We start from the raw sequence: 24,736 nt of genomic DNA, 5'->3' as shown, positions 1-24,736 counted from the left end.
TGGCGCCTGTGCGCGCGCCGCCACCGCACGCCTATGATCGACGGATGAGCATGTCAGAGGCCGAAGAGCAACCTATTCGCGTGGCGATCATTGACGACCAGGAGATGGTGCGCCAAGGGTTCGGTGCGCTGCTGGGCGCTCAGCCTGACATCACGGTTGTCGGTGACGCTGCCGACGGCGACGCCGCGGTCGAGCTTGTGAGACGCACGCGACCGCACGTGCTGCTCATGGATATCCGCATGCCGCGGATGAACGGCCTCGATGCGACGCGCGCCGTGCTCGCTCGCCAAGGCGATGACAACCCGCGCGTGATCATGCTCACGACGTTCGACGCGGACGAGTACGTGTTCGCTGCGCTACGAGCCGGCGCAAGCGGGTTTCTGCTGAAGGACGCGAGCGCGGAAGACCTCGTGCAGGCGGTGCGGATCGTCGCAGCAGGCGAAGCGTTGCTCGCACCCTCAGTGACACGGCGTCTCATAGCTGACTACGCAGCGCGCCCCGAGCCGAAGCGGCGGGCGACGCTATCGCAGCTCACCGAACGCGAACTCGAGGTGATGCGCCTCGTCGCCTCCGGGCGCACGAACGCCGAGCTCGCCACCGCGTTGTTCCTGTCGGAGCAGACCGTGAAGACACACGTCTCACGGATACTCTCGAAGCTCGGGCTGCGCGACCGCACCCAGATCGTCGTTGCCGCGTATGAGTCTGGTCTCGTCACGGTTGCTGACTGACGCCAACGAAATAGTTTCCCCGGCTGCGGTGTTTCACGAAGAGGAACGTCGAGAGGAAGCGAGGCGACTGTGCAATCGGACAGTGCGACACATGCGCAGAGCGGGACTGCACCACACACCGAGGAGGAAGCAGACGCGCCTCGGCGGTCGGGCGTGACCGGCGCGCACCCTCCAGCCGCCGTCGCACGCGCTGCGGCGGACGCTGCGGCGCGCGGCCTAGCGGTTGAGTTCGTGGCACGCGAGGGCGCTGGGCGGCCGACGTCGCCGAGGGCTGACGGTGCGCTCATCGTGAAAAGTATCGTCGTGCAGCGCGGAACGTCGTATGTGTTTGTGCTCGCGCCACTCGACTCGCAATTCAGCTGGGCGAAGCTCCGTGCGCACCTCGGGGTAAACCGGCTGTCGCTGCCAGATGCCGCCGCCGCGTTCGCGGCCACGGGGTATGAGCGGGGCACGATCACGCCGCTCGGCTCAGCAACAGCCTGGCCTGTCATCCTTGACGCGAGCCTCGTTGGCGAGGAAATCCTGCTTGGGGCAGGAAGCCACGGGATCGGCGCTCGCGTGCTGGCAGACGAGCTCGCACAGGCCTTCGGGGCAGAAATCGTCGACCTGGCTGGCGAACAGGCCGCTTAATCTGGCCGCTGCGACACCGCAGGCTAGGCCACACACCGTATCGAAAGCACCACACTGGAGGACACCGTGACACAGGCAGAAGCACCCAAGACCATCGCGATTATCGGCGGGCACGGACAGATTGCGCTGCGCACCACCGCACTGCTCAGTGCAGCGGGGCACCGCGTACTCGGGGTGATCCGCAACCCCGATCACGCCGCCGACGTCGAGCGCGCCGGTGGCGAAGCGGTGCTCGCCGACATTGAGCAGGCAACGGCGGAACAGCTCGCGGCCGCGATTGGGGCCGCCGATGCGCTGCTCTTCGCTGCTGGAGCCGGGCCAGGGTCGGGCCCGGCCAGGAAGGAAACGGTGGATCACCAGGGGGCCCTCACAACGATGGGGGCAGCCAAGGCGCTCTCCGCTGCTGTCGTACAGATCTCGTACATCGGCGTTGCAAACACGCCGCCGGCCAGCGTTGGCGACGACTTTCTCGCGTACCAGGGCGCAAAGTACGCGGCTGACCTTGCGCTCGCCGCAAGCACGCTCGACTGGGTCATCGTGCGACCCGGCACGCTCACCGACGAACCAGGAACTGGGCGAGTTACTGTCGGAGAACTGGAACGCGGCCCGGTGAGCCGCGACAACGTCGCCGAGGTACTCGCACAGGTGCTCGTGCGCCCCGAGCTGAGTGGCTCGTCGTTCGATCTGCTCGACGGTGAGACGCCAGTGAGTGACGCCGTGAACGCGCTGGCGAAGTAGCTGCCCCGTATCGTGTAATATTAGAGGCTGTACTTCGGCGAGGGGTGCGCAAGCACCCGTTATCGACGCGGAACGACCTGCCTTTTGGGGCATCGCTGCGTCGCACGTTTAGAGTGCGAGACACCACGCCGGTGGAGAAATCCACCCGACACGGGGCGAGAGCCCGCAAGGAGAAACACATGAGCAAGATCGATAACCAGCTCGACGCAACCGTCCGCGAGAGCTTCGGCAAGGGCGCAGCCCGCAAGCTTCGCGCTGCTGGCAAGACCCCCGCAGTGGTCTACGGTCACGGCACCGAGCCCAAGCACGTCACCGTTGAGACTCACCCGCTGAGCCTCATCGTTCGTTACGCGAACCCGCTTGTTGAGGTCACCCTCGACGGCAAGAAGGACCTCGTCCTGATCAAGGATGTGCAGAAGGATCCGGTACGCCAGATCATCGAGCACGTCGACATGCTCATCGTGAAGAAGGGCGAAAAGGTCGAGGTTGAGGTCCCGATCCACATCATCGGCGAGTCCTTCTCGGGCACCACGCCGATCCAGGAGCTCAACACGATCCGCCTGCTCGTTCCCGCAACGTCGATCCCCGAGTCGGTTGAGGTGAACATCGAGGGCGCTGAAGAGGGCACTCAGGTGCTCGCTGACCAGCTCGATCTGCCGAAGGGCGCTGAGCTCGTCGACGAAGAGTCGCACCTCGTTGTGCAGGTCATCGTGCCGCGCGGATCCGCTGCTGACGATGAGGCAGATGCTGCCGCTGAGGCAGCTGCAGAGTAACCAAACGGTTTCTCGAAACCCGTCGGGCGGCGAATCACCGCCCGACGGGTTTCGTGCTGTGTGGGGCCGGGTTCAGCCGAGAGCAATTTCGGTGTGTTTCGTCCGGAATCACGCATAGGCTTAAGGGGTGTTCTGGTGGCGAAAGAAAAAGGACGAAGAGACCGTGGCGAGTGACAACTGGCTGGTCGTGGGTCTCGGCAACCCTGGCCCCAAGTACGAGACGACGCGGCACAACGTAGGGCAGATGGCCCTTGATGTGCTTGCGGACCGGATGGGCGCGAAGTTTTCGCCGCACAAGACGAACTCTCGTGTCGCCGAGGGCCGCACCGCCCCTGGCGGCCCCAAGCTGATTCTTGCGAAGTCGAACGGCTTCATGAACACCTCCGGCGGCCCGGTCTCAGCGCTCGCGAAGTACTTCGGCGTCGAGCCGGAACGCGTCATCGTGCTGCATGACGAACTCGACCTGCCGTTCGACTCGCTCAAGCTCAAGCAGGGCGGCGGGCACGGTGGCCACAACGGCCTGCGCGACATCGCCAAGGCGCTTGGCACCCCAGACTTCCTGCGCGTCCGCATCGGAATCGGGCGGCCGCCCGGCCAGCAAGACCCAGCAGACTTCGTGCTCAAGCCGTTTGGTTCCGCCGAGCGCGACACCCTGGCAGTGCTGCTTGAGGACGCGGCTGACGCGAGCGAAATGCTTGTCACCGACGGTCTCACCGCGACGCAGCAGCGCTTCCACGGGGGAGCTCGGTGAGCCTGAAAGGGCTCGACGGCCTCCTCGCACAAGCCCCTTCGTTCGCGCGAGCTCTCGATGCGGCTTCGGGGGACTCGGAGTTTTCGGTCGCCGACGGGTTGCGTGCCCCGCTGATCGCCGGCCTCATTCATCGCCGCCGCGCTGGCGGCGATCGCGGTGCGTACTTGCTCATTGCCGCGACGAGCCGCGAGGCTGACGCCATCCGCCAGGCTGTTGCCTCGCTCATTCCCGAGGCTCTCACCACCGAGTTCCCCGCATGGGAAACGCTCCCGCACGAGCGACTGAGCCCGAGCCCGGAAACGGTTGGGCGGCGGGCCGAGGCCCTGCGGATGCTTCGCGACTATGGCCAGAACCCGGAGCAGGCCGAGCGCGGACCGCTCGTGGTTGTCGCTTCGGTGCGCGCGGCCCTGCAGCCGGTCTCCCCGCACGCCGCGTACGCCGAACCTGTGGTGCTGCGCGCGGGAGAAGAGCCAACGGTCGGCGCTGCCGGACACGGCCTTGACGCGCTCTCACGCAGGCTCGTCGAGTTCGCGTATACGCGCGTTGATATGGTGACCAGGCGCGGCGAGTTCGCGGTGCGCGGCGGTATCCTCGACGTCTTCCCCCCGGCTGCCGAACAGGCAATGCGCGTTGACTTCTTTGGTGATGAGGTTGATCAGATCCGCCGCTTCTCGGTGTCTGACCAGCGAAGCGCAGGCGACCCGGTCGACGCGCTTGAGCTGTGGCCAGCGCGCGAGCTGCTACTCACGGACGACGTTCGCATGCGTGCGGCCGATTTGCTGCCGCAGTTCCCAGCGCTGTCGACGATGCTCGAGAAAATGGCCGAGGGCATTGCCGTTGAGGGGATGGAGAGCCTGCTGCCGCAGCTCATCCCCGATCTCGCACCGCTCACGGCACTCCTGCCTGCAGGCGGCGCCGTGCTCGTCGTCTCGCCCGAGCGAGTGGCTGGCCGTGCGGTCAGCCTCTCGGATACGAACAACGAATTCCGCGAGGCGGCCTGGCACGCGGCAACGGTCGGCGCAGAAACCCCGATTCCGACCGGTGACAGCGGCATGCTCACCGTAGCCGAGCTCAGGCGTGCCTCCCCGGCTCGGCCGTGGTGGAGCATGACGGGCTTCGTGCGTGACGCGGCGGACACCCCCGTGCCAGACCCTCAGAGCGCGGGTGAGAGCGGCGCTGACGAGCCGCGCGGCCTCACCGTGATCGACGGCGTCGACGACGCGATCGTTACCGTGCACGGCGGATCCGTGCGCAGAAGCGCCGGCGACGGCGATGCGACCGCGCACGCCCTCACCTACCTGAGCAAGCGCGTGAGCGAGGGGTGGCGGACGGTCGTCACCGCGCAGGGCGCCGGGCTCGTTGAGCGCGCCCGCGACCTGCTCGCAGAGGTGGGGGCCGCGGCGCGCATTGTCGATGAGCTCCCCGAGAAGCTCGAGGCCGGTGTGATCTACCTCGTCACCGGCATCGCCTGGCAGGGTTTCGAGAGCGAAGAAGCGAAGCTGCTGCTCGAGACGGAGACCGAGTTCTTCGGGCGGACGGTCACCTCGCAGGGGGCGACAGGGCAGAAGCTTGCGCGCCGACGCGGCAAGAACGTCGTTGACCCGCTCAAACTCGTCGCGGGCGACCACGTCGTGCACGAGACCCACGGCATCGGCCAGTTCGTTGAGCTCACCCAGCGGATGGTGCCGACCGGCATCGGCCGTGACGCAGGCAAGGCGCTGCGTGAGTACCTCGTGATTGAATACGCGTCGACGAAGCGCGGCATGCCACGCGACAAGCTGTACGTGCCGACCGATCAGCTCGACCAGCTCTCGCGCTATGTCGGCGGCGAGGCGCCGCCACTGTCGAAGATGGGCGGCAGCGACTGGTCAACCGCGAAGAAGAAGGCCCGCAAGGCCGTCCGCGACATCGCCGTTGAACTCGTGAAGCTCTATTCGGCACGGATGGCTTCCCCCGGCTTTGCCTTCTCGGACGACACCCCGTGGCAGCGCGAGCTTGAAGAGGCGTTCCCGTTCGCGGAGACCCTTGACCAGCTCACCACGATCGACGAGGTCAAGCGCGACATGGAGCGCCCCGTTCCGATGGACAGGCTGCTCGCTGGCGACGTCGGCTTCGGCAAGACCGAGGTTGCGATCCGCGCTGCGTTCAAGGCCGTGCAGGACGGCAAACAGGTTGCGATGCTCGTGCCGACGACGCTGCTCGCAAACCAGCACTTCGAGACGTTCCAGAACCGCTTCGCGGGTTTCCCCGTGCAGCTGCGCGCGCTGAGTCGCTTCCAAACCGACAAGGAAGCGAAGGAGACGCTCGAGGGGCTCGCCGCTGGCACCGTCGACGTCGTAATCGGCACGCACAGGCTCCTCGCCGACAGTGTGATCTACAAGGATCTCGGCCTGCTCATCATCGACGAGGAGCAGCGCTTCGGCGTCGAGCACAAGGATAAGCTCAAGGCACTCAAGACCGGCGTCGACATCCTCGCGATGAGCGCGACGCCGATTCCGCGCACACTCGAGATGGCGGTCACCGGCATCCGCGAGATGTCGACGCTTGCGACGCCGCCAGAGGATCGCCACCCGATCCTCACCTTCGTTGGGCCCCGAAGCGACCGCCAGATTTCGGCAGCGATCCGCCGCGAACTGCTCCGCGAGGGGCAGGTGTTCTTCGTGCACAACCGGGTGAGTTCGATCGCGCGCACCGCCGCGAAGATCGCGGAGCTCGTGCCGGAGGCGCGTGTCGCCGTCGCGCACGGCAAGCTGTCCGAGCACCAGCTCGAGCAGGTCGTGCAGGACTTTTGGGAGCGCAAGTTTGACGTGCTCGTGTCGACGACGATCATCGAGACCGGGCTAGACATCGCGAACGCGAACACCATCATCATCGATCAGGCAGACAAGTACGGCCTGAGCCAGTTGCACCAGCTTCGCGGACGCGTTGGGCGGAGCCGGGAGCGCGCATACGCGTACTTCCTGTACGACCCTGACAAGCCGCTCACCGAGCACGCAAACGAGCGGCTCGAGACTCTTGCGGCGAACAACGAGCTCGGCTCCGGCATGCAGGTCGCGCTGAAGGATCTCGAGCTGCGCGGCGCAGGCAACCTGCTCGGAGGGGAACAGTCGGGGCACATCGCCGGAGTGGGTTTCGACCTCTACCTGCGCATGATCGGGGAGGCCGTGAGCACGTTCAAGGGGGAGGACGTTCAGGCGAACCACGAACTCATCCTCGAGCTTCCGGTCGACGCGCACATCCCGGAGGAGTACGTCGAGAGTGAGCGGCTGCGCCTCGAGGCGTACCAGAAGTTCTCCGCTGCCTCGCACCCGCAGGCACCGGAAGAGAACGTCGGGCTCGTACTCGAGGAGCTCACCGACCGCTACGGCGAGCCGCCGGCCGAGGTGCTGCGTCTCGCAGGGGTCTCGGCGCTGCGGCGCCGCGCCTCGCTGCTCGGGCTGTCGAAGGTCGTCGCGCTCGGCCCGACCCTGCGCCTCGAACCGGTCACGCTGTTGGACTCGCGCCGCATGCGGATGAACCGCATGTACCCAGGCGGCAAGTACACGGAGACGACGAAGACGCTGCAGATTCCGTTGCCTGGCGGCACGGCGTCGGCCAAGAGCCCACTCGCCGGCGTCGGCCAGCGCGCGACACCGGACGACGGCGATATCGTCGCCTGGACGTCGAGCGTGATCGCGGCCCTACTCGAGCCGGATCCTTCGACCAACGCGGGTTAGGGCGCAGAGCAGAGCTGCTGCAGCGCCGTGCCAGCGTCGCGCAGCTGCGCGATCTGGCCGGTGATCTCCTGCACGTATCCGGGCGCCTCGAGCACGTTTCCTGGTGCGGGGATGTCACCGAACCCCGTGAGCGCGGTCTGCACGGCTTCGAGGGCGGCGAGCGCCTGTGGATCGGTGACCTCCTGCGTGAGCGACGCCAGGTCGCCCTCGAACGGGGCGACGAGTGCGGCGAGATCGGGAACCTCTCCGGCGAGGACAGACTCCTGCACGGTGCCAAGTTGGGCGGTTGCGCTGTCGAGAAGGCTTGTGATCCGCTCGGAGCTGATTCCGCAGCCCTCTGGGCCAATACGGTTGGGTACCTGCACACTGCCACTGGAGGCTGAGGGACCCAGCGGGATCGCCGAGCAGCCGGTGAGGGTGATGAGCAGCGCGGCAACGGCGACAGTCGCGGATGTGCGTCGATTCGTCAGGGGGCTCATGCGTGAGAGCTTAACGGCGGAAGGTGCTTGCCGGCTGGGATTCGGCCGGTGGTGGATGCGCAACACCGGAGCCTGTCAGCGAGCTGATCGGCTCACCCGTTAGGCTCAGACTATGGACGCTGGCTCTGACAGACCCAAACCGACACCCGCGAGCGAAGCAGTGCAGGGGGTGCTTGACACAGTGCGCCGCATGGTTGCGGACGGAGGCTGTGCCTGGCACGCTGCCCAAACGCACGAGACGCTCGCACCGTTCCTCATCGAAGAGACGGCGGAGTTTATCGACGCGATCGAACGCGATCTACCAGCGGAGGAGGTGCGTGGCGAGCTCGGTGATGTGCTCTACCAGGTACTGTTCCACGCGGTCATCGCCGAGCGTGACGGCGAGGGTTACGACCTCGCCTCGATAGCGGAGGCGCTCAACGCGAAGCTCGTTGCGCGGCACCCGCACGTCTTTGGAGATCGCGGGCACATGACTGTTGAGGAGCTCAACGCGGAGTGGGAGCAGCTCAAGGAAGATGCTGCGGGGGAGCAGCGTGGTTCGCGCTCCCCACTAGAAGGAATCCCTGCTGGGATGCCGACGCTTGCGCGGGCCGCGAAGGTCGTCGAGCGGTTGAAGCGGGCCCGCCTTGTCGATCCCTCCGCGGCTGAGCGATCTGCTGAGGATCCGCTATCTGCAGCCATCGGGCCGACCGAGACTGCGATGGCTGAGGTCGGCATTGGTGATGCGATGCTCGCGCTCATCATTCGCGCGAATGCGGCGGGCGTTGATCCCGACCGCTCCCTTCGGCTGGCAACGACACGCCTCGCTGAGCGGGTCGGCTGCGTGTAGCGACGCGATCCACGCACGCGGCCGCGCGGGCGGATCGTGCTGCCGCAATCGCGATCGCTGCGCGCTACGGAATGAGGCCGTGTGCGCGTGCGGTGGCCACCGCCGCGTGTCGCGTTGATGCCTCAAGTTTGCCCATCGCGGTCTTCATGTAGCTCTTCACGGTGCTCTCGGTGAGCTGGAGTGCGAGCCCGATTTCGACGTTGGTGTTGCCCCTGGCCACGAGCACGAGCACATCGATTTCGCGTCGCGACAGGTGCACGGGTGGGGCGGAGACGGCGCTTGCTGTGCCGATGCGGGCGAACCGATTGCCGAGCTCAGTGAGGCGCTCGCGCACCCGCGTGTCCGTCACCTCTGCTGTGAGGGCGCGAAGTTCGGCGTGTCCGCGGCGAAGTTCCTCAAGAATATCGCTCGGGATCTCGCCAATTCCGCCGCGCTCGGGCACACCAGCGACCGTATTCGCTTCGCGTGCGGCGACGCGGCGTTCGACCTCGTCCTGGATGCGGATCTCCTGCGCGAGCTCCTGCGCGATGGCTATTCCGGCGGGCATAGAGGCGCGCTTCGAGAGCGAATCGGTGCGGTTGCCGCCGTACAGGACGGCGCGGACGCGCCCGTCGAGGATCACGGGGACTGCGAGGAGCGTGACGATGTCTTCGGCGCCGATCTCGACGTCGTAGTCGTGCGTAATGAGCTGTGAGCGGGCGTAATCGGGCGTGAGCCGTGGCCGGCCCTCGCTCATGGCGCGGCCGCCGAGGCCTCGCGCGCGCTGCACCCGCAGGCCGAAAAGGCTGCGGGTGCGATTGCCAGAGACGGCGCTTACGGTCGTGGTGCCGTTGGACTCGAGACCGCCGAACGCGAGTGGAAACGAGGTTGCGCGCGCGAATTCGGACACAGCGTCGTCAACAACTGTGCTGAGGTTTGACTGGGTGAGTTTCATCATTGAAGCTACCAACTTTCGGGGGTATATCCATCGTATACGCGCTACATAGCATCAGTGAAACACATCGCAACGACGCAATGTGTATTGAGAGATCGCACAGGAGACACATCGTGAGAGAAGATTTGTCAGTTGTTCCTCGCGCGGGTTACCGGGAAGTCTGGGACCGCAGTCACTCGCAGCGAGACGAGTTTTGGCTCGAGGCAGCCGAACGCATCCACTGGGACACCGCACCGCGCACCGCGCTCGAACAGCGCAGCGAAACCGAATGGCGCTGGTTCCCTGACGGCACCCTCAACGTCTGCGAAAACGCACTCGACCGCCACGTTGCGGCAGGCCGCGGCGACACCACCGCGCTGATCGCCGACTCGGCAATGACCGGCACGCAGATCCGCCTCACGTACACGGAACTGCGCGACAAAGTCGCACTGTTCGCCGGGGTGCTCAGCGGCCTCGGCGTGACGCGAGGCGACCGTGTGCTCATCTACTGCCCCATGACGTCGGAAGCCGTCATCGCCATGCTCGCGTGCGCCAGGATCGGCGCGATCCACTCCGTCGTGTTCGGCGGGTTTGCGGCCAACGAGCTCGCCACCCGCATCGACGATGCAAAGCCCAGCGTCATTGTTACCTCCTCTGGTGGGCTCGAGCCAGGCAGGCAGGTTCGCTACCTCCCCCTCGTCCACCGCGCACTCGAGATCTGCGGCGAGTCAGCCTCGGGCGTGCGCGCCGTCGTCGTCGCAGACCGCGAGCATGTCCCCGGCTCCGCAGCCGACTACGCCGAGGACGGTGCGGGCGCGACCTGGTACGACTGGGAGACGCTCGTCGCAGGCGCGACGCCAGCAGCCCCCGTCCCGATGCGCGCAAACGATCCGCTCTACATCCTCTACACCTCAGGAACAACGGGAAGCCCGAAGGGCATCGTGCGCGACAGCGGCGGCTACGCCGTCGCACTGAGCTGGGTGATGCGCGGCATCTACGACTTCGGCCCTGGCGACACCATCTTCACGGCGTCAGACGTCGGCTGGGTCGTTGGCCACTCCTTCATTGTCTACGGCCCGCTCATCGCCGGCGGCACCACCGTGCTCTATGAGGGGAAGCCGGTCGGCACCCCCGACGCTGGCGCGTTCTGGCGCGTGCTCGCCGAGACCGGCGCGAAGATCCTCTCGACCGCGCCGACGGCGCTCAGAGCGATCCGCCGCGAAGACCCAGAACTCACCGAGCTCGCGAAGTACGATCTGAAAAACCTGCGAGCCATCTATCTCGCTGGCGAGCGGATGGATCCGGAGACCTGGCACTGGCTGCGCGACGGACTCGGCGTTCCCGTCGTCGACCACTGGTGGCAGACGGAGACCGGATGGCCCATCTGCGCGAATCCGCTCGGCATCGAAGAGCTGCAGGTGAAGGCCGGATCCACAACCGTGCCGATGCCCGGTTACGACGTGCGCATCGTCGACGCCGCCGGTGCCGACATCACCGCACCAGATGTCGAGGGCAACATCGCGATCAAGCTGCCGCTCCCACCCGGTGGAATGCTCGAGATCTGGGGGAGCAAGCAACGCTTCATCGACTCCTACCTCGCCGCGTTCCCCGGCTACTACGCGAGCGGCGACGCCGGCCACTTCGACGAAGACGGGCATCTGTTCGTGATGGGCCGCACCGACGACGTGATCAATGTCGCGGGGCACCGCCTCTCGACGGGGTCCCTTGAAGAGGTCCTCACACAGCACCACGCGGTCGCGGAGTGCGCGGTGATCGGCATCGCCGATGCCCTCAAGGGGCAGCGGGCGGCGGGTTTTGTCACCGTCGCGCGCGGCAACGACATCTCGAGCGAAGCGCTCGCCGCCGAACTCGTCGCCCTCATTCGTGAGCGGGTCGGGCCCGTCGCTTCGTTCCGCGACGTCACCGTGCTCAACCGGCTCCCGAAGACCCGCTCGGGCAAGATCCTCCGAAAAACGATGCGGCAGATTGTGGACGGTGAGACCTACACGGTGCCCGCGACGATCGAGGATCCCGGGGTGATCGACGAGTTCATCGCTGCGCTGTCGACCACGGTCTCAGCTCCGGCAACGAACGTGGTGACGCTGCCCCGATAGCGCGAGAGCGCAGTAGTACCCGGTGACCCAACGAACTGCTGAGGTCGCTGCCTGGCCGTGCCGAAGCGGCCAAGGCACACAAGTTTCGCAATGAAGAGAACCATCCCCGTGTGGCAAGGAGGCCCCATGAATGCTGTTCCCCCAGGTGTCGAAGGGAGCGCAGACGCGCGCCAAGACACCCCAATCGATTACGAAGCGTTTCAAGCGCAACCCGAGTTCCAAGAACTCAAATCCCGGTTCCGCCGGTTCACGTTCCCGCTCGCGGTCGCGTTCATCCTCTGGTTCCTCGCCTTCGTGCTGCTCGGCGCCTACAACCACGAGTTCATGGCCCGCCCCTTCCTCGGCATGAACGTCGGGCTCTGGCTCGGCCTCGCCCAATTCATCACCACGTTCGGGATCACCATGTGGTACGTCGCATTTGCGAATCGACGACTCGATCCGGCCAGTACGGCGCTCCGTGCTGAGCTCGAGGAGCTCGCAGCGCCTCACGACGCACCGAACACCACCGATGGGGGAATCCGATGAACCGCGCAGTCATGTTCGCCGCCGAAGCTTCGGCGGCGCAAAACCCCGTCCTCAACATCGCCATCTTCCTCGCGTTTGTCGCGGTGACGATGGTGATCGTGATCCGCGCTAGCCGCAGTAACAACAGCGCCGCGGATTTCTACGCGGGTGGGCGGTCGTTCACCGGGCGTCAAAACGGCGTCGCGATTGCTGGCGACTACCTGTCGGCAGCGTCGTTCCTCGGCATCTGTGGCGCAATCGCGATCTACGGCTACGACGGATTCCTGTACTCCATCGGCTTCCTCGTTGCGTGGCTCGTCGCGCTGCTGCTCGTCGCGGAGCTTATGCGCAACACGGCAAAGTTCACGATGGCGGACGTGCTCTCGTTCCGTCTCCGCCAGCGCCCGGTGCGGATGGCCGCGGCGCTCACTACGCTTGCCGTCTCATTCTTCTACCTCCTCGCACAGATGGCGGGTGCTGGTGGACTCGTGTCGCTGCTGCTCGGTGTCGAGGACAAGCTTGGTCAGTCGCTTGTGGTTGCGGTTGTCGGCGTCGTCATGATCCTGTACGTACTCATCGGTGGCATGAAGGGCACGACGTGGGTGCAGATCATCAAGGCCGTGTTGCTCATCGCCGGCGCCGGAGCAATGAGCATCTGGGTGCTCGCGCTCAAGGGATTCAACTTCGCAGCAGTGCTCGATGCCGCCGTGAACAACCCAGAGAACGTCAACGGGGACGCGATCCTCTCACCAGGCCTGCAGTACGGTGCGAATCCGCTTGACTTCGTATCGCTCGCCCTTGCGCTGGTGCTTGGCACCGCGGGTCTGCCGCACGTGCTCATGCGTTTCTACACCGTGCCGACCGCAAAGGAAGCCCGCCGCTCGGTGGTGTGGGCCATCTGGCTCATCGGTATTTTCTACCTCTTCACGCTGGTCCTTGGTTACGGCGCAGCTGCCGTGGTTGGTCCGGAGACGATTGCGAATGCTCCCGGCGGCCAGAACTCCGCTGCGCCACTGCTCGCCGCTGAGCTCGGCGGTCCGCTGCTGCTCGGGTTTATCTCGGCGGTTGCGTTCGCGACGATCCTCGCGGTGGTCGCTGGCCTCACCATCACGGCCTCGGCATCGTTCGCACACGACATCTACAACAGCGTGATCAAGAAGGGCAAAGCGACCGCGAAGCAGGAAGTGCGTGTTGCGAAGATCACCACAATCGTGATCGGCGCTGCCGCGATCCTCGGCGGTATCGGCGTGCAGGGGCAGAACGTTGCGTTCCTCGTTGCGCTCGCGTTCGCTGTCGCTGCGTCGGCGAACCTTCCGACAATTCTGTACTCGCTGTTCTGGTCGAAGTTCACGACCCGCGGCGCGGTGTGGTCAATGGTCGGCGGCCTGCTCGCTGCAGTGCTGCTCATCACCTTCTCGCCCGTCGTTTCGGGGAACGAGACGGCGATGCTCGGCGCCGGTGTCGACTTTGCGATCTTCCCGCTGAAGAACCCTGGCATCGTGTCGATCCCGCTCGGCTTCTTCCTTGGTTGGATCGGGTCGGTCACGGATCCGAAGCGTGAGTCGAAGAAGCTCGCAGCTGAGATGGAGGTACGCGCGCTTACGGGGTACGGGGCAGAACCGCCCGTCAACCACTAAGCACCGTCTGTTTCGCACGCACTCGCCGGCCCTTTGGGTCGGCGAGTGCGTTTGTGTGTGGCCTGCCGCGTGCGCCACGCCTAGGGAATGAGGCCACGCCCGCGCGCAGCTGCGACTGCCGCATGGCGGGTCGACGACTCGAGCTTTCCCATTGCGGTCTTCAGGTAGCTCTTCACCGTGCTCTCAGCGATGCCGAACGTGGCTCCGATCTCGGCGTTCGTCGCCCCGATTGCGGCTTGGCTGAGCACGTCGACCTCGCGTGCGGTGAGGTGCACGTCTACCTGGGGGAGCGGATCGTGGCCGATTCCGGCGAGGCGGGCTTCGAGCGCAGCGAGTCGTGCGCGTGCGACTGGGTCAGTGGTTTCTGCCGCGATGCGCCGCACCTCGGCGTGGCTGCTGCGCAACTCCTCGAGGACGGGGCCGGGGAGAACTGAGGGGTGGAGCTCGGTATCGAGCTGCTGGGAGCGTTCCCCGAGGAGGTCGCCTTCGTCGGCCGCAAGGATCTCACGCACGAGGTCGCGCCGCACGGCGGCTGCCGCGCGCATGAAGGTGCCGTCTGGGGAGAAGCCGCCGCGCGTTCCCCCGTAGAGCACTGCCCGCGTTTCGTCATTGACGACGACGGGGACCGCGACGAGCATCACGATGCTCTCGCTCCCGATTTCCGCGTCGTAGTCGTGGCTAATGTTGCGCGAGGCCATGTAGTCCCTTGTGAAGCGCGGGCGGTGCTCGACCATGGCCCTGCCACCGAGGCCACGGCTGTTCGCGACGCGAAGGCGCAGCAGGCCTTCTCCATGGGCGCCGCTCATCGCAGTCACAGCGGTTACGCCCTCGGATGCATAGCCTCCAAAGGTGACTGGGAACCCCGTCGCACGCGAAAACTCGGTCACGGCTTCTTGAAGGAGCCGCTGTCTCGGGTCAATTGCAGAAGACATCACCGGCTTCCCAACTTTTGGGGGTACTACATGCATACCACGGTTTCTAGCATCGGAGCCAGACCGCACAGTTGCGGTTCTCAAGGTTCGTGGAGAGCCGGGTTGCAGCTCTCGTTGGCGAGCCTTGAAATCTCGAGGCAGGGCAAGGAGGCCCAAATGTCCGATGCAGCATCCGAAGCGGTGGAAGGTATTTCCCCTTCCATCGACTACGTGGAATTCCAAGCCAGGCCGGAATTCCGTGAATTGAAGCGACGGCTGCGGCGGTTCGTATTTCCGCTCGCCGCGGCCTTTCTCGCCTGGTTTTTATTGTTCGTGGTTCTCGGCGCCTTTGCGCACGATTTTATGGCGAGGCCACTGCTCGGCATGAACGTCGGGATTTGGTTTGGGCTATCGCAGTTTGTCACCACATTCGCAATCACCACCGCCTACGTCATGTACACCAACCGTCGGATTGACCCGATTGCTGAGTCCCTGCGCGCCGAGCTGGAAACTATGGTCCCTAGGGCCGAAGGAGGCACATCATGAGCGCAGCTGAGTTGCCAAGTCTGGCGGCGAACGGGATAGTGAAGGCTGTCGATGCTGCGGATCAAAACCCGATCCTCAACATCTCAATATTCCTTGCGTTCGTCGCCGTGACCATGGTCATTGTGATCCGCGCAAGCCGCAACACGCGAACGGCCGCCGACTTCTATGCGGGCGGCCGCTCCTTTACCGGCAGACAAAACGGGCTCGCGATCGCAGGTGACTATCTTTCGGCGGCCTCGTTCCTCGGTATTTGCGGCGCCATCGCCGTGAACGGGTACGACGGGTTCCTCTACTCGATCGGGTTCCTGGTTGCGTGGCTCGTCGCACTGCTCCTCGTCGCCGAGCTCATGCGCAACACGGCGAAGTTCACGATGGCCGACGTGCTGTCGTTCCGGTTGAAGGAGCGCCCCGTTCGCATGGCGGCATCGCTCACGACGCTTGCCGTCACGTTCTTCTACCTGCTCGCTCAGATGGCGGGAGCCGGCGGGCTCGTCTCGCTGCTCCTCGGCGTCGACACGAGCCTTGGCCAGTCGCTCGTTGTCGCCATCGTCGGGCTCGTCATGATCCTCTACGTGCTCATTGGCGGAATGAAGGGGACCACCTGGGTGCAGATCATCAAGGCAGCGCTGCTCATCCTCGGCGCCGGCGCGATGACAATCTGGGTGCTCGCGCTCAAGGGCTTCAACTTTGCCGCAGTGCTCGAGGCCGCGGTGTCGAACCCGGAGAACACGAACGGTGATGCGATCCTCGCACCCGGAATCCAGTACGGTGCGCTCCCGATCGACTTCGTGTCCCTCGCGCTAGCTCTCGTACTGGGAACCGCGGGGCTGCCACACGTGCTCATGCGCTTCTACACCGTACCGACGGCAAAGGCAGCGCGGCAGTCAGTGGTCTGGGCGATCTGGCTGATCGGCATCTTCTACCTGTTCACGCTCGTGCTCGGGTACGGGGCAGCAGCGTTCGTTGGGCCGGACACCATTGTCTCCTCACCAGGCGGGGTGAACTCCGCGGCGCCACTGCTCGCAGCAGAGCTCGGCGGGCCTGTGCTGCTCGGCTTCATCTCCGCGGTCGCGTTCGCGACGATCCTCGCGGTCGTCGCCGGGCTCACCATCACGGCTTCCGCAGCGTTCGCACACGACATCTACTCGAACGTGATCAAGAAGGGCAGAGTGACCCAGAAACAGGAGGTGCGTGTTGCGCGGTACACCACCGTGGTCATCGGCATCGTTGCGATTGCAGGCGGCATCGGGGTGCAGGGCCAAAACGTCGCGTTCCTCGTGGCGCTCGCCTTCGCCGTCGCGGCGTCGGCGAACCTGCCAACAATCCTCTTCTCGTTGTTCTGGAAGCGGTTTACGACGCGCGGCGCGGTAGCGTCGATGATCGGCGGCCTCGTGACGGCTGTAGGTCTCATCGCGCTCTCGCCCGTTGTCTCGGGATCGCCAAACTCGATGTTTGGCGAAAACGTCGACTTTGCGATCTTCCCGCTGTCCAACCCGGGCATCATCTCGATCCCGGTTGGCTTCTTCCTCGCCTGGCTGTTCTCGGTCACCGACAAGACAGTCGAGTCGAAGAAGCTCGCAGCCGAGATGGAGGTGCGCGAGCTGACCGGTTACGGTGCTGAGCCACCCGTGAAGCACTGAGCGCGCGGCGAGCGGTTCAGTCAGAAACCAAACCTGAACCGCCGTTCCCCCAAACGCGAGGGCCCCGCCACCCAACAGGTGACGGGGCCCTCGCTACGTGCAAGCCGCGCAGCTGATGGCGCGGGTGCTGGCGGGGCGTGCGCCCCTACCGCGTCAGAACTTGATGACCTTGCCGACGTTCATGATGGAGTCGGCTGCGATGACACCCGCGCCGACGAGCGACAGCTCCTGCTCGCCCTGTTCGCCGCGGACCTTCGTCCAGACGATGCGGATGATGAGCGCGACGAGCACGAGCCAGCCGGCGTTCGGCGTTGCGACGAGCAGCCCCGTCGCGAACAGCACGCCCATCTGGCGCTTTGACCCGCCGAAGAACTGGATAAGCGCGCCTGGGATTGCCCACAGCGCCATCGTGAGCATGATCTTCGGGTCGGTCACGCCTGCCATGATCGTGTCGGCGAAGACCTTCGACGACGGGGGAAGCTTGCCGTCCGCGAAGAGCCCCTCCCAGGAAACGGCGACGACGCCGATTGCGACGGCGATCGCGATGATCGCTGCCTTGAGCTGCTCACGGCGGCCGATGAGTTCGGCAGCCTTCCACGGCTTGAGCTCTCGACGGAGGATCCACCCGGTCTTGTAGTCGTACCCCATGTCGGCGAACGCGGGGCCGGTTGCAGAGCAGTACGCCACGAGCATGACGAGCGGAACGGTGGGGATGTTCAGCATGAGGCCGAAGATCAGGAAGATGAGTGTCACCGCGAACGCGGGGAACCAACCAGCGTGCATCGCGGCGAGGCCGACGATGAGTTCGTGCACGATCGCGGCCACACCGGCGAACAGCACGAACCCGATGAGTCCCCACATGGTGAGGTCGTTCATCGCACCACCAATAAGCGCGATGAGTAGCGCCCCGGCAACGAACAGGATGTAGCCGAGACCGAGGGACTTCCCGAGCCTGGTACTGTCGATCGTGTACTGCAGCGTCTCGTCTTCTGCGACGGCCTGGATGCGCGCTGTCTCTGTGAGCTTCGCCTTCTTGGTGCGCGTACCGAGGATGAGCCAGATGACCTGGAGCAGTGCAACGATGCCTGCGCCGATCATCACGCCGTGCGCGACGTACATCTCGCCGAGGTTGACGTTCCAGAGCGCGGGTGCGTACTGCGACAAAAGCAGCCCGATGCCGAACATGAGGAGCGCCCAGAAGTTTCCGATAAGGGCGACGCCACCCGCAGCCATTGGCAGCGAGAACAGTGATCCGACGACGCCCACTCCCGCCCCGCCGAGCAGGATAAGCGCGCGCTTGCCACCCGATGCGCCGGCGCGGATGGTCTCTGCTGCAGCGACGCCTGGAGGCCACGGGGCTGAGGCGGGCATGAAGCGCGAACCGAAGGCTCGGTAGAGGATGAAGACGTCGATGATGATGCCGAGCGAGCAGCCGATGAGCATGGGCCATACGAGTTCGGGCATGCCCAGTGCGTATGGGATCGCGATCGGCGCAAGTAGACCGTTTGCCGCGGCGAATGTTGCCGTGGAGATCGCGGTCTGGATGATGTTTTGGCGGTGCGGGTCGCGGAACTTGCTGAGCCCAAGGAACGAGAAGCGGCCGATGAGCATCGCAATCACGGCCCCGATGACGCTCGTGTTCGCCGAGATGCCGAGCGTGGTGATCAGGTGGACGCCGATGACGGCACCGAGGAGACTGAGGAGTACGGAGACGAGGAGGGTGCCGACCTCGAAGGCTCGGGGATGCGCTGCGGCAACGTTGCCGATCCGCGCACCGGTTGGTGAATTCATGTTCTGTCTTTTCTCATGGAGGGATTCTCTCACCGCGCACCAGGCATGTCTGTTGGCTACGTGCGCGGTGAGAGCAAGGGGAGTTATTGCTGGAAAGTGGTCAATTCGCCGTACTGTGCGATGAGTGCAGCGTGTTCAGTCGTCTCGTAGAACGCGACCTCACCGCGCGCGAAGGTCTTCGCCACCTCGACTGCGAAGCGCGTCGCGTCGAGGAGCGGGCCCTCAAAGCTCGCTCCGGTCGACGACCCCGGAACAACGGCGCGCGCTGTGAGGGCGACCCCGACGACGGGGGCGGCGGTCGCGATCGTTGGCTGCATGATTGAGTTGAAGTGACGATAGCCGTTGCCGTAGGGGGTGATGTCCTGTTGCGCGAGCGGGAAAGTGCGAGCGGGCTCGCCCGTCGCGTACTCGAGCACCGTCACGAGATCGGGGGAGACGGGCAAGAGGTAGCCTGCCTTCGCGGTCGGGGAGATCGCGACGCCGCGGTGGTTGATGAGGCGGTTGCCCTTCGAAGTGTCGAAGGAGAGGATCGCGTCCATCCGCTCGTCAACCTCGAACTCGTTCATGCGCTCGGAGGAGACGGGCACGCCCATGAAGTCGACGGGCTCGCGCGGCGTGATGCTCACGTGGGTCGCGATGTGGGTCGTGATGATGACGTCGCCGCGGAGGCGCGCGCCTGCCGCGGTGAGGCGGAGCAGCCTGAGCGCGGCGGCGATCGCAACGATCGAGCCGTCGGCGTCGGAGACGTAGCCGATCCGCTCCGGCTGCGCCTGCTGCGCGCCGAGCCTGCCGATGAGCCCGAGCGTCGGGGCGTCGCCGCCCGCGATGCCGCCTGCCTCGCCAGGGATGACGACCTTCACGAAGTCGCACAGCTGGCTGGGGTCTTCCGGCGCCTCGTATGGCACGCTCGTGACGGTGATCTCGCAGCCCGGTGCGTTGGCGCTACGCAGAAGATCGGCGATCCGTTCGCCGGAGAGGCGCGGATCGTCCATCTCGTCGGAGACCTCAAGGATTTCGCGAATCGACATTAGATCACCGGCCCCGAGATCTCTGAGAGCTCGAAGCTCTCGCCCGCCGCGATCGTGCGCGGCTCGGCGGCGTTCGCGAAGACGAGCCCGTCGGCGGAGTGCGAGCCCGCGCTGTCGAGCGCCGCGTTGCTGAGGATGGTGCCTCGCGACCCTGTCACGTGCAGCGCAGTGCCCTCGACGATCGCGAGCACCTCTTCGCCCGGGTTGATCGCGGTGAACTCCGCGAGCCGCTCCTCGCGGCTCTCACCGTTGTGGCCGGCAGGCTTCCCCGAGATGAAGTGCGGGTTGATCTGGAACGGCACGAGACCGATGGCCGAGAGCGAGGGCGGCTCAACGATCGGCATGTCGTTGGTGGTGCGGATCGTTGGCGTCGCGACATTGGTACCAGCGCTCCACCCGATGTAGGTGGTGCCGCGCTCGGTGACCTGGGTGCGGATCTCTCGCACAAGCTCGGCGCCGTACAACCGGTTGAGCAGCGCGAAGCTGTTGCCGCCGCCGATCGCGATCACGTCAGCGGCGCGCACTGCGGCGACGGGGTCGTCGAAGCGGTGGATCGAGGTGAGCTCCGCGTCGACAGCGGTGAACGGCGGGGCCGCGAGATCCTCGTAGGTGTCGTAGGAAAAGGACACGGCAGCGTATGGGACGAAGAGCACCTTGCGGCTCGTGCCCTCGAGCACAGTGTTCAGTTGCGGTGCTGCGTGCTCCAGGTAGCCGAGGCTGCCCATCCGCGAGCTGCTCATGAGAAGTGCGTTGGTCATGCGTTGATTCCTCTTTCTGCGTCGATCGCTGCGACGAGCTGATCGATTTCGTCGATGGTGTTGAAGTAGTGGAGCGACACGCGGGCCATCCGCTCGACGCCGTACGCGGCGAGGATGGGGGTCGCCATGAAGTGACCTGCCTCGATGATGATGCCGCGGCGCTCAAGCGCGAGCGTGAGCTTCGCGGGGTCGCAGCCGTCGATGTTGAACGGCAGGATGCCGAGGCGATCAGCGTCGCGCTCCGGCCCGTAGATCTGCGTGCCTTGGATCTCGCGCAGCCGGGTTGCCGCGTATTCCGTGAGTTCGCGCACGCGGGTGTGGATCGCATCGACCCCAAGCCCCTCGGCTACCGCGATGGCGGCCCCGAGCGCGAGGATTGCGGGCACGTTCGGCGAGCCCGCTTCGAGCTTGCGTGCGGCGTGCATGAACGTGACGTCTTCACCGTCTCCGAGCCCCGCGTTCCACCAGCCAGCGAGCGTTGGCGTGAGTGCGTCGAGGTGCTGCTCGCGCACGGCGAGCACGCCAGAGCCTTCGATCGCGCGGAGCCCCTTGCGTGTGCATGCTGAGATGAAGTCGCACGGCCAGACGTCGAACCCGACAGGCATCATGCCGATGGCCTGCGCGGCATTCACGTGCACGAGCACGCCAGCGGCAGCCGCAACCTCGCACAGCTCGACGACGGGCTGCACGGCACCCGTCACGTTCGAGAGCGCCGCGAACGTCAGGAGCTTCGTGCGCTCGGTGATCGCCGCGCGCACCGCCTCGGGATCGAGCAGGCCGGTTGGGCCGCCGGCGACCGTGACGATTGTCGCACCAGATTCTGTGGCGACCATCCGCCAGATGGCGATGTTGGAGAGCATCTCGGTGTCGGGCACGATGATCTCGTCGCCTGGTTCAAAGCGTAGGCCGCGTGCGACGAGGCTGATCGATTCGGTGCCGTTGCGCGTGAACGCGAGTTCCTCTGGCGTCGCGCCCAAGAAGCTCGCGGCCCGGCCGCGGATCTCGTCGAGCTGCGCGTAGATCTCGGCTCGGAGGCTCGGCAGGTATGGACCCGTGCGCGTCGTCTTCCAGAGGTATTCACTCGCCGCCTCGACGGCCGCGATCACCGGGGGAGCCGCGGCCGCGGTGTCGAAGTACAGATAGGTTCCGCCGAGCTCAGTGCCCGCGCGGTTCGCTTCCTGGTGGGTCTGCCAGTCCATCGTTGGATTCGCCTCTTTCCTGATTCCACCTCGATGCTGAGGAGGTGCTCAATCAGAATTAGGTACGCGAGCCAACCGAACAAGGCTTATCCCGCTATGCGGGATAATTACAGCATGACCGAGACCCTAGACAGCGTTGAGCGCGCGCTCGAAGCGCTCCTGCTCTTCAACGCAGACAGGCGCGAGGTCGGGGTGACCGAACTCGCCCAGCTGCTCGGATGCTCAACGTCGAGCGCGCAGCGCACGATCCACACCCTCACCAAACTGCAGTTTCTTCGCCGCGACGACCAGCGCCGCGTCTACAAGCTCGGCCCAGGGGTGCTCCACCTCTCGCGCGCATGGCAGAGCACCGCCTCGCTCGCGAGCATCACCCGCCCAGTCGTCGCCAGCCTCGCAGAGCAGACGGGGCTCACAGCGACGTTCGCCGTCGCAGACCACGCGCATATGCGCGCCGTGATCTCGGTCGACGGGCCGGAAGGGCCGCTGCGCGGTTACCCGACAACGGGGGAGCTGTTCCCCGCGCACGTTGGGGCCATCTCGAAGGCCTACTATGCGCACCTCCCACGGGCGATGCGTGAGTACTTCACAAGCCAGCGACCTCTCGCGCGCTACACCTCTGTCACGAGCATGAACCCTGAAGCGCTCGAAGCGGAATTCTCGCGCATCCGCGAGCTGGGCTACTGCGTGACGCGTGGCGAATACGATGAACAGGTCTCCGCTCTCGCCGTGCCGGTTGCCCTCGGCAGTGAGCCACTCGGCTCGGTATCGGTGTCGACCCGCGAAACCCTCCCGGCGACCGAGACGCTCGTCGGCCACGTGCGTGAGACAGCCAGGAGGATCGGGCAGCTCCTCGGAAAGCGCAACTGAACGGCCCGATCGTCGCTGGCTACCGCTGACCGGGTGGCTCCCAAGGGAATACCGGAGTGTCACCGGCGAGAAATGCCGCGCGGCCCGCCAGCAGGTCGGGGTTTCCGGCCATCTCCGACCAGACCGCCTCCCAGTCGCCGTCGAGTTTGCTGGGGGCGCGGGAATCGCCGACCGGCTGCCCCTGCGCGCGAACCCCAGCGTCGATGAGGCGCTTTGTCGCGTGCACCGAGTACTGCGAGTTCCGCGCGATCCGCTCGAGTAGCGCGGCGACCGCCTGGGTGAACTGGGCGGCGGGAATCACCGCGGTGACCAGGCCCCATCGCTCTGCGTCGGCCGGAGACACCCGCGCGCCGCTGAAGAGGAGATACTTCGCTCGGTCGACCCCGACCGTGCGCACGAGCCTGTCGACGCCGCGCCGCGGATAGACAATGCCGAGCAGCGCTGGGGTGATGGCGATTCTCGCATCGTCTGCGCTGAGCACGATGTCGCAGGCAGAGGCGAGCTGCCACCCGCCCCCCATGCACACGCCGCGCACGAGGGCGACCGTTGGTTTGCGGGCCGCGCCGAACGCTTCGTCCGCTGCCGTCAGGTGGTCCACCCCCGCGCCGCTCCTTGGCGGGTCGCCAGCCTGCCCGTCGCGGGCTGACTGGTCGCCGGTGTCGAACAGCACGCGCGGAAGCTCGGCGATATCGGCCCCGGCTGAGAAATCTGCGCCAGCGCCCGTGAGGGCGATGACGCGCACCGCGGGGTCGCGATCGAGACGGGCAACGGTTGCGGCGAGCGCGTCACACAGTTCGGGCGTGAGTGCATTGCGCTTGGCCTGGCGGTCGATCGAGATGGTGCCAATCCCCGCCGCAACGGTCGAGCGGATCGCGCCTGCGGCGGTGTGTAGCGCCTCCCGCGCCGCGCCAACGGGGATCATTGCGCGCCCGGTGTCGCGGGGACCCCGACGAGGACAGCGTCGGCGATGAGCTGCGTCACCACGGACTCGGCCAGCCCCAGCTCGCGCAGCACTTCGACGCCGTGCTCGCCGAAGCCCGGCGGCGGCCGGTGCACGCCAGTGGGCTCGCCGTCGAGAGTGAGCGGCCCGCGGAGAAGCTTGAGCTCGCTGCCGTCGCCGCGAACGGTGTCGCGGATCATCCCGAGCGCAGCCGTCTGCGGGTGCGCCAAGACCTGCTGGTAATCCTGGATCGCGCCGCAGGGGATTCCGACGTCGTTGAGCGCGGCGATCCACTCGGCCGCACCACGCGCTGCGAGTAGCTCGGTGATTCGCACGTTGAGCGACTCGCGGTGCTCCGTTCGGCCCCTGCTCGACTCGAATCGAGGGTCGGCGAACAGTTCTTCCGAGCCGAGCGCAGTGCAGAAGCTGCGCCAGTGGCTCGCGGTCGTAACGGCAACGACGATCGGCTCGGTCAGCGTGTCGAACACCCCGTACGGCGTGATGCTTGGATGGTCGTTGCCCTGCGGCTGGGGAATAGTGCCGTTGGTGAGCGCCGCCTGCCCCTGAAATACCGAGAGGCTGAGCGCGGTCTCGTACAGAGACGTGGCGACCCTGTCGACACTTCCGCCCTGCTCGCCGCTCCCGGTTGGAGTGGCTTGCCGCTCGCGGCCAAGGAGTGCCGCGAGCAGGCCGATTGCCGCAGTCATGCCGCTCGTGAGATCGACGATGGGCAGGCCCACTCGGTAGCCGCTCGAACCGGCTGGGCCCGTGACCGAGGTGATCCCGGAGACGGCCTGGATGACCTGATCCAGGCCGGGGCGGTCGCTCAGCGGGCCGGTGGTGCCGTACCCCGTCACGGATGCGACGACAAGGCGCGGGTTGAGCTGTCGGAGCCGCGCCTCCGTGTATCCCATAGCGTCGAGCGTGCCTGGTTTGAAATTCTCGACGAGCGCGTCGGCCCCCGCGATGAGCCTGTCGAGGATCGCGGTCCCAGCTGGGCTGTAGAGATCGAGCGCGATGGATCGTTTGTTGCGGTTCACCGAGTCGAAGTAGAGGCTGTGTTCCGCCTCGAACGGTGGCCACGCCCGCGCAGGGTCGCCGCCGCGGCCTGATTCGACCTTGATGATGTCGGCGCCGAGGTCTGCGAGCAGTGCGGTGCAGAGCGGGCCTGCGAGCGCGCGGCTGAGGTCGATGATGCGGAAAGAACTCAATGGAAGCATGGCGTGATCCGTTTCGGGTTGGTG

The 24,736-nt window shown here is 65.8% G+C and carries 22 protein-coding genes; 13 read left to right on the top strand and 9 right to left on the bottom strand.

Translation table 11 applies throughout. From position 1 onward, the window contains the following. Nucleotides 1-44: 44 nt before the first annotated feature. From SD72_RS11850 to mfd, 6 genes are all read left to right on the top strand, one after another. Nucleotides 45-728 (top strand): response regulator, encoded by a 684-nt coding sequence (locus tag SD72_RS11850; protein ID WP_042544676.1) that lies wholly within the window; start codon nucleotides 45-47, stop codon nucleotides 726-728. 153 nt (nucleotides 729-881) lie between these two features. Next, nucleotides 882-1,358 carry an aminoacyl-tRNA deacylase gene (locus SD72_RS11845; RefSeq protein WP_042544675.1) on the top strand — a complete coding sequence of 159 codons (477 nt, stop codon included), beginning with the start codon at nucleotides 882-884 and terminating at the stop codon, nucleotides 1,356-1,358. 66 nt (nucleotides 1,359-1,424) lie between these two features. Beyond that, complete coding sequence (locus SD72_RS11840) at nucleotides 1,425-2,096, top strand: NAD(P)H-binding protein (RefSeq protein ID WP_232299752.1); 672 nt, start codon at nucleotides 1,425-1,427, stop codon at nucleotides 2,094-2,096. A 179-nt stretch (nucleotides 2,097-2,275) separates the two neighbouring features. Continuing rightward, nucleotides 2,276-2,869 (top strand): 50S ribosomal protein L25/general stress protein Ctc, encoded by a 594-nt coding sequence (locus tag SD72_RS11835; protein WP_042544674.1) that lies wholly within the window; start codon nucleotides 2,276-2,278, stop codon nucleotides 2,867-2,869. 163 nt (nucleotides 2,870-3,032) lie between these two features. Further along, nucleotides 3,033-3,620 carry an aminoacyl-tRNA hydrolase gene (pth, locus tag SD72_RS11830; RefSeq protein ID WP_042544693.1) on the top strand — a complete coding sequence of 196 codons (588 nt, stop codon included), beginning with the start codon at nucleotides 3,033-3,035 and terminating at the stop codon, nucleotides 3,618-3,620. Beyond that, nucleotides 3,617-7,336, top strand: a complete 3,720-nt coding sequence (gene mfd, locus SD72_RS11825) for a transcription-repair coupling factor (RefSeq protein WP_042544673.1) — start codon at nucleotides 3,617-3,619, stop codon at nucleotides 7,334-7,336. Before pth ends, mfd begins: the two co-directional genes overlap by 4 nt. Here the strand turns inward: mfd and SD72_RS11820 are convergent. Continuing rightward, nucleotides 7,333-7,815 carry a hypothetical protein gene (locus SD72_RS11820; protein ID WP_042544672.1) on the bottom strand — a complete coding sequence of 161 codons (483 nt, stop codon included), beginning with the start codon at nucleotides 7,813-7,815 and terminating at the stop codon, nucleotides 7,333-7,335. The two genes, mfd and SD72_RS11820, sit on opposite strands and share 4 nt — an antisense overlap. A 112-nt stretch (nucleotides 7,816-7,927) precedes the next feature. On the opposite strand from SD72_RS11820, the gene SD72_RS11815 reads away from it, so the two are divergent. Beyond that, nucleotides 7,928-8,644: a MazG nucleotide pyrophosphohydrolase domain-containing protein gene (locus tag SD72_RS11815; protein WP_042544671.1), complete on the top strand. Its 717-nt coding sequence runs from the start codon at nucleotides 7,928-7,930 to the stop codon at nucleotides 8,642-8,644. A gap of 64 nt (nucleotides 8,645-8,708) precedes the next feature. On the opposite strand, the gene SD72_RS11810 is transcribed toward SD72_RS11815, so the two are convergent. Next, on the bottom strand, nucleotides 8,709-9,581 hold the full coding sequence (locus SD72_RS11810; RefSeq protein WP_042544670.1) for a LuxR C-terminal-related transcriptional regulator: 873 nt from the start codon (nucleotides 9,579-9,581) through the stop codon (nucleotides 8,709-8,711). A 110-nt stretch (nucleotides 9,582-9,691) separates the two neighbouring features. Here SD72_RS11810 and SD72_RS11805 point away from each other — a divergent pair, with 110 nt between their 5' ends. The 3 genes from SD72_RS11805 (at nucleotide 9,692) to SD72_RS11795 (ending at nucleotide 13,812) form a co-directional block, all read left to right on the top strand. Then, nucleotides 9,692-11,671 carry an AMP-binding protein gene (locus SD72_RS11805; protein ID WP_232299750.1) on the top strand — a complete coding sequence of 660 codons (1,980 nt, stop codon included), beginning with the start codon at nucleotides 9,692-9,694 and terminating at the stop codon, nucleotides 11,669-11,671. A 126-nt stretch (nucleotides 11,672-11,797) separates the two neighbouring features. After that, nucleotides 11,798-12,196 carry a DUF485 domain-containing protein gene (locus tag SD72_RS11800; RefSeq protein WP_042544669.1) on the top strand — a complete coding sequence of 133 codons (399 nt, stop codon included), beginning with the start codon at nucleotides 11,798-11,800 and terminating at the stop codon, nucleotides 12,194-12,196. Continuing rightward, on the top strand, nucleotides 12,193-13,812 hold the full coding sequence (locus SD72_RS11795; RefSeq protein WP_042544668.1) for a solute symporter family protein: 1,620 nt from the start codon (nucleotides 12,193-12,195) through the stop codon (nucleotides 13,810-13,812). Before SD72_RS11800 ends, SD72_RS11795 begins: the two co-directional genes overlap by 4 nt. Nucleotides 13,813-13,892: 80 nt before the next feature. Here SD72_RS11795 and SD72_RS11790 read toward each other — a convergent pair whose 3' ends face one another. Next, on the bottom strand, nucleotides 13,893-14,618 hold the full coding sequence (locus SD72_RS11790; RefSeq protein ID WP_232299753.1) for a helix-turn-helix transcriptional regulator: 726 nt from the start codon (nucleotides 14,616-14,618) through the stop codon (nucleotides 13,893-13,895). A gap of 282 nt (nucleotides 14,619-14,900) precedes the next feature. Here SD72_RS11790 and SD72_RS11785 point away from each other — a divergent pair, with 282 nt between their 5' ends. Then, nucleotides 14,901-15,269, top strand: a complete 369-nt coding sequence (locus SD72_RS11785) for a DUF485 domain-containing protein (protein WP_042544691.1) — start codon at nucleotides 14,901-14,903, stop codon at nucleotides 15,267-15,269. Further along, the gene (locus tag SD72_RS11780) at nucleotides 15,266-16,909 is read left to right on the top strand and encodes a solute symporter family protein (RefSeq protein WP_042544666.1); all 1,644 of its coding nucleotides are present in this window, start codon (nucleotides 15,266-15,268) and stop codon (nucleotides 16,907-16,909) included. Before SD72_RS11785 ends, SD72_RS11780 begins: the two co-directional genes overlap by 4 nt. Before the next feature lie 153 nt (nucleotides 16,910-17,062). Here SD72_RS11780 and SD72_RS11775 read toward each other — a convergent pair whose 3' ends face one another. From SD72_RS11775 to SD72_RS11760, 4 genes are all read right to left on the bottom strand, one after another. Further along, a complete protein-coding gene (locus SD72_RS11775) occupies nucleotides 17,063-18,700 on the bottom strand; it encodes an OPT/YSL family transporter (protein ID WP_084767173.1) in 1,638 nt (545 codons plus the stop codon). An 83-nt stretch (nucleotides 18,701-18,783) separates the two neighbouring features. Further along, nucleotides 18,784-19,728: a DUF1177 domain-containing protein gene (locus tag SD72_RS11770; protein ID WP_042544665.1), complete on the bottom strand. Its 945-nt coding sequence runs from the start codon at nucleotides 19,726-19,728 to the stop codon at nucleotides 18,784-18,786. Further along, nucleotides 19,728-20,486 (bottom strand): dipeptidase PepE, encoded by a 759-nt coding sequence (gene pepE / locus SD72_RS11765; RefSeq protein ID WP_042544664.1) that lies wholly within the window; start codon nucleotides 20,484-20,486, stop codon nucleotides 19,728-19,730. The genes SD72_RS11770 and pepE overlap by 1 nt, the downstream gene beginning before the upstream one ends. Beyond that, nucleotides 20,483-21,685 carry an aminotransferase class V-fold PLP-dependent enzyme gene (locus SD72_RS11760; RefSeq protein WP_042544663.1) on the bottom strand — a complete coding sequence of 401 codons (1,203 nt, stop codon included), beginning with the start codon at nucleotides 21,683-21,685 and terminating at the stop codon, nucleotides 20,483-20,485. Before SD72_RS11760 ends, pepE begins: the two co-directional genes overlap by 4 nt. 114 nt (nucleotides 21,686-21,799) lie before the next feature. On the opposite strand from SD72_RS11760, the gene SD72_RS11755 reads away from it, so the two are divergent. Next, a complete protein-coding gene (locus SD72_RS11755; RefSeq protein ID WP_052492646.1) occupies nucleotides 21,800-22,552 on the top strand; it encodes an IclR family transcriptional regulator in 753 nt (250 codons plus the stop codon). Nucleotides 22,553-22,571: 19 nt separating this feature from the next. Here the strand turns inward: SD72_RS11755 and SD72_RS11750 are convergent, their stop codons facing one another. Both SD72_RS11750 and SD72_RS11745 read right to left on the bottom strand, forming a co-directional pair. Beyond that, complete coding sequence (locus SD72_RS11750) at nucleotides 22,572-23,474, bottom strand: enoyl-CoA hydratase/isomerase family protein (RefSeq protein ID WP_042544661.1); 903 nt, start codon at nucleotides 23,472-23,474, stop codon at nucleotides 22,572-22,574. Continuing rightward, entirely contained in the window at nucleotides 23,471-24,712 is a 1,242-nt protein-coding gene (locus SD72_RS11745) for a CaiB/BaiF CoA transferase family protein (RefSeq protein WP_042544660.1), read from the bottom strand. The genes SD72_RS11750 and SD72_RS11745 overlap by 4 nt, the downstream gene beginning before the upstream one ends. Nucleotides 24,713-24,736: the final 24 nt, after the last annotated feature.

Origin of the sequence: Leucobacter komagatae (assembly GCF_000834055.1) — a bacterium.
Taxonomy (GTDB): Bacteria; Actinomycetota; Actinomycetes; order Actinomycetales; family Microbacteriaceae; genus Leucobacter; species Leucobacter komagatae_A.
Note: the sequence above shows the minus strand (reverse complement) of the source record. Positions and strands in the feature narration are given on the sequence as shown.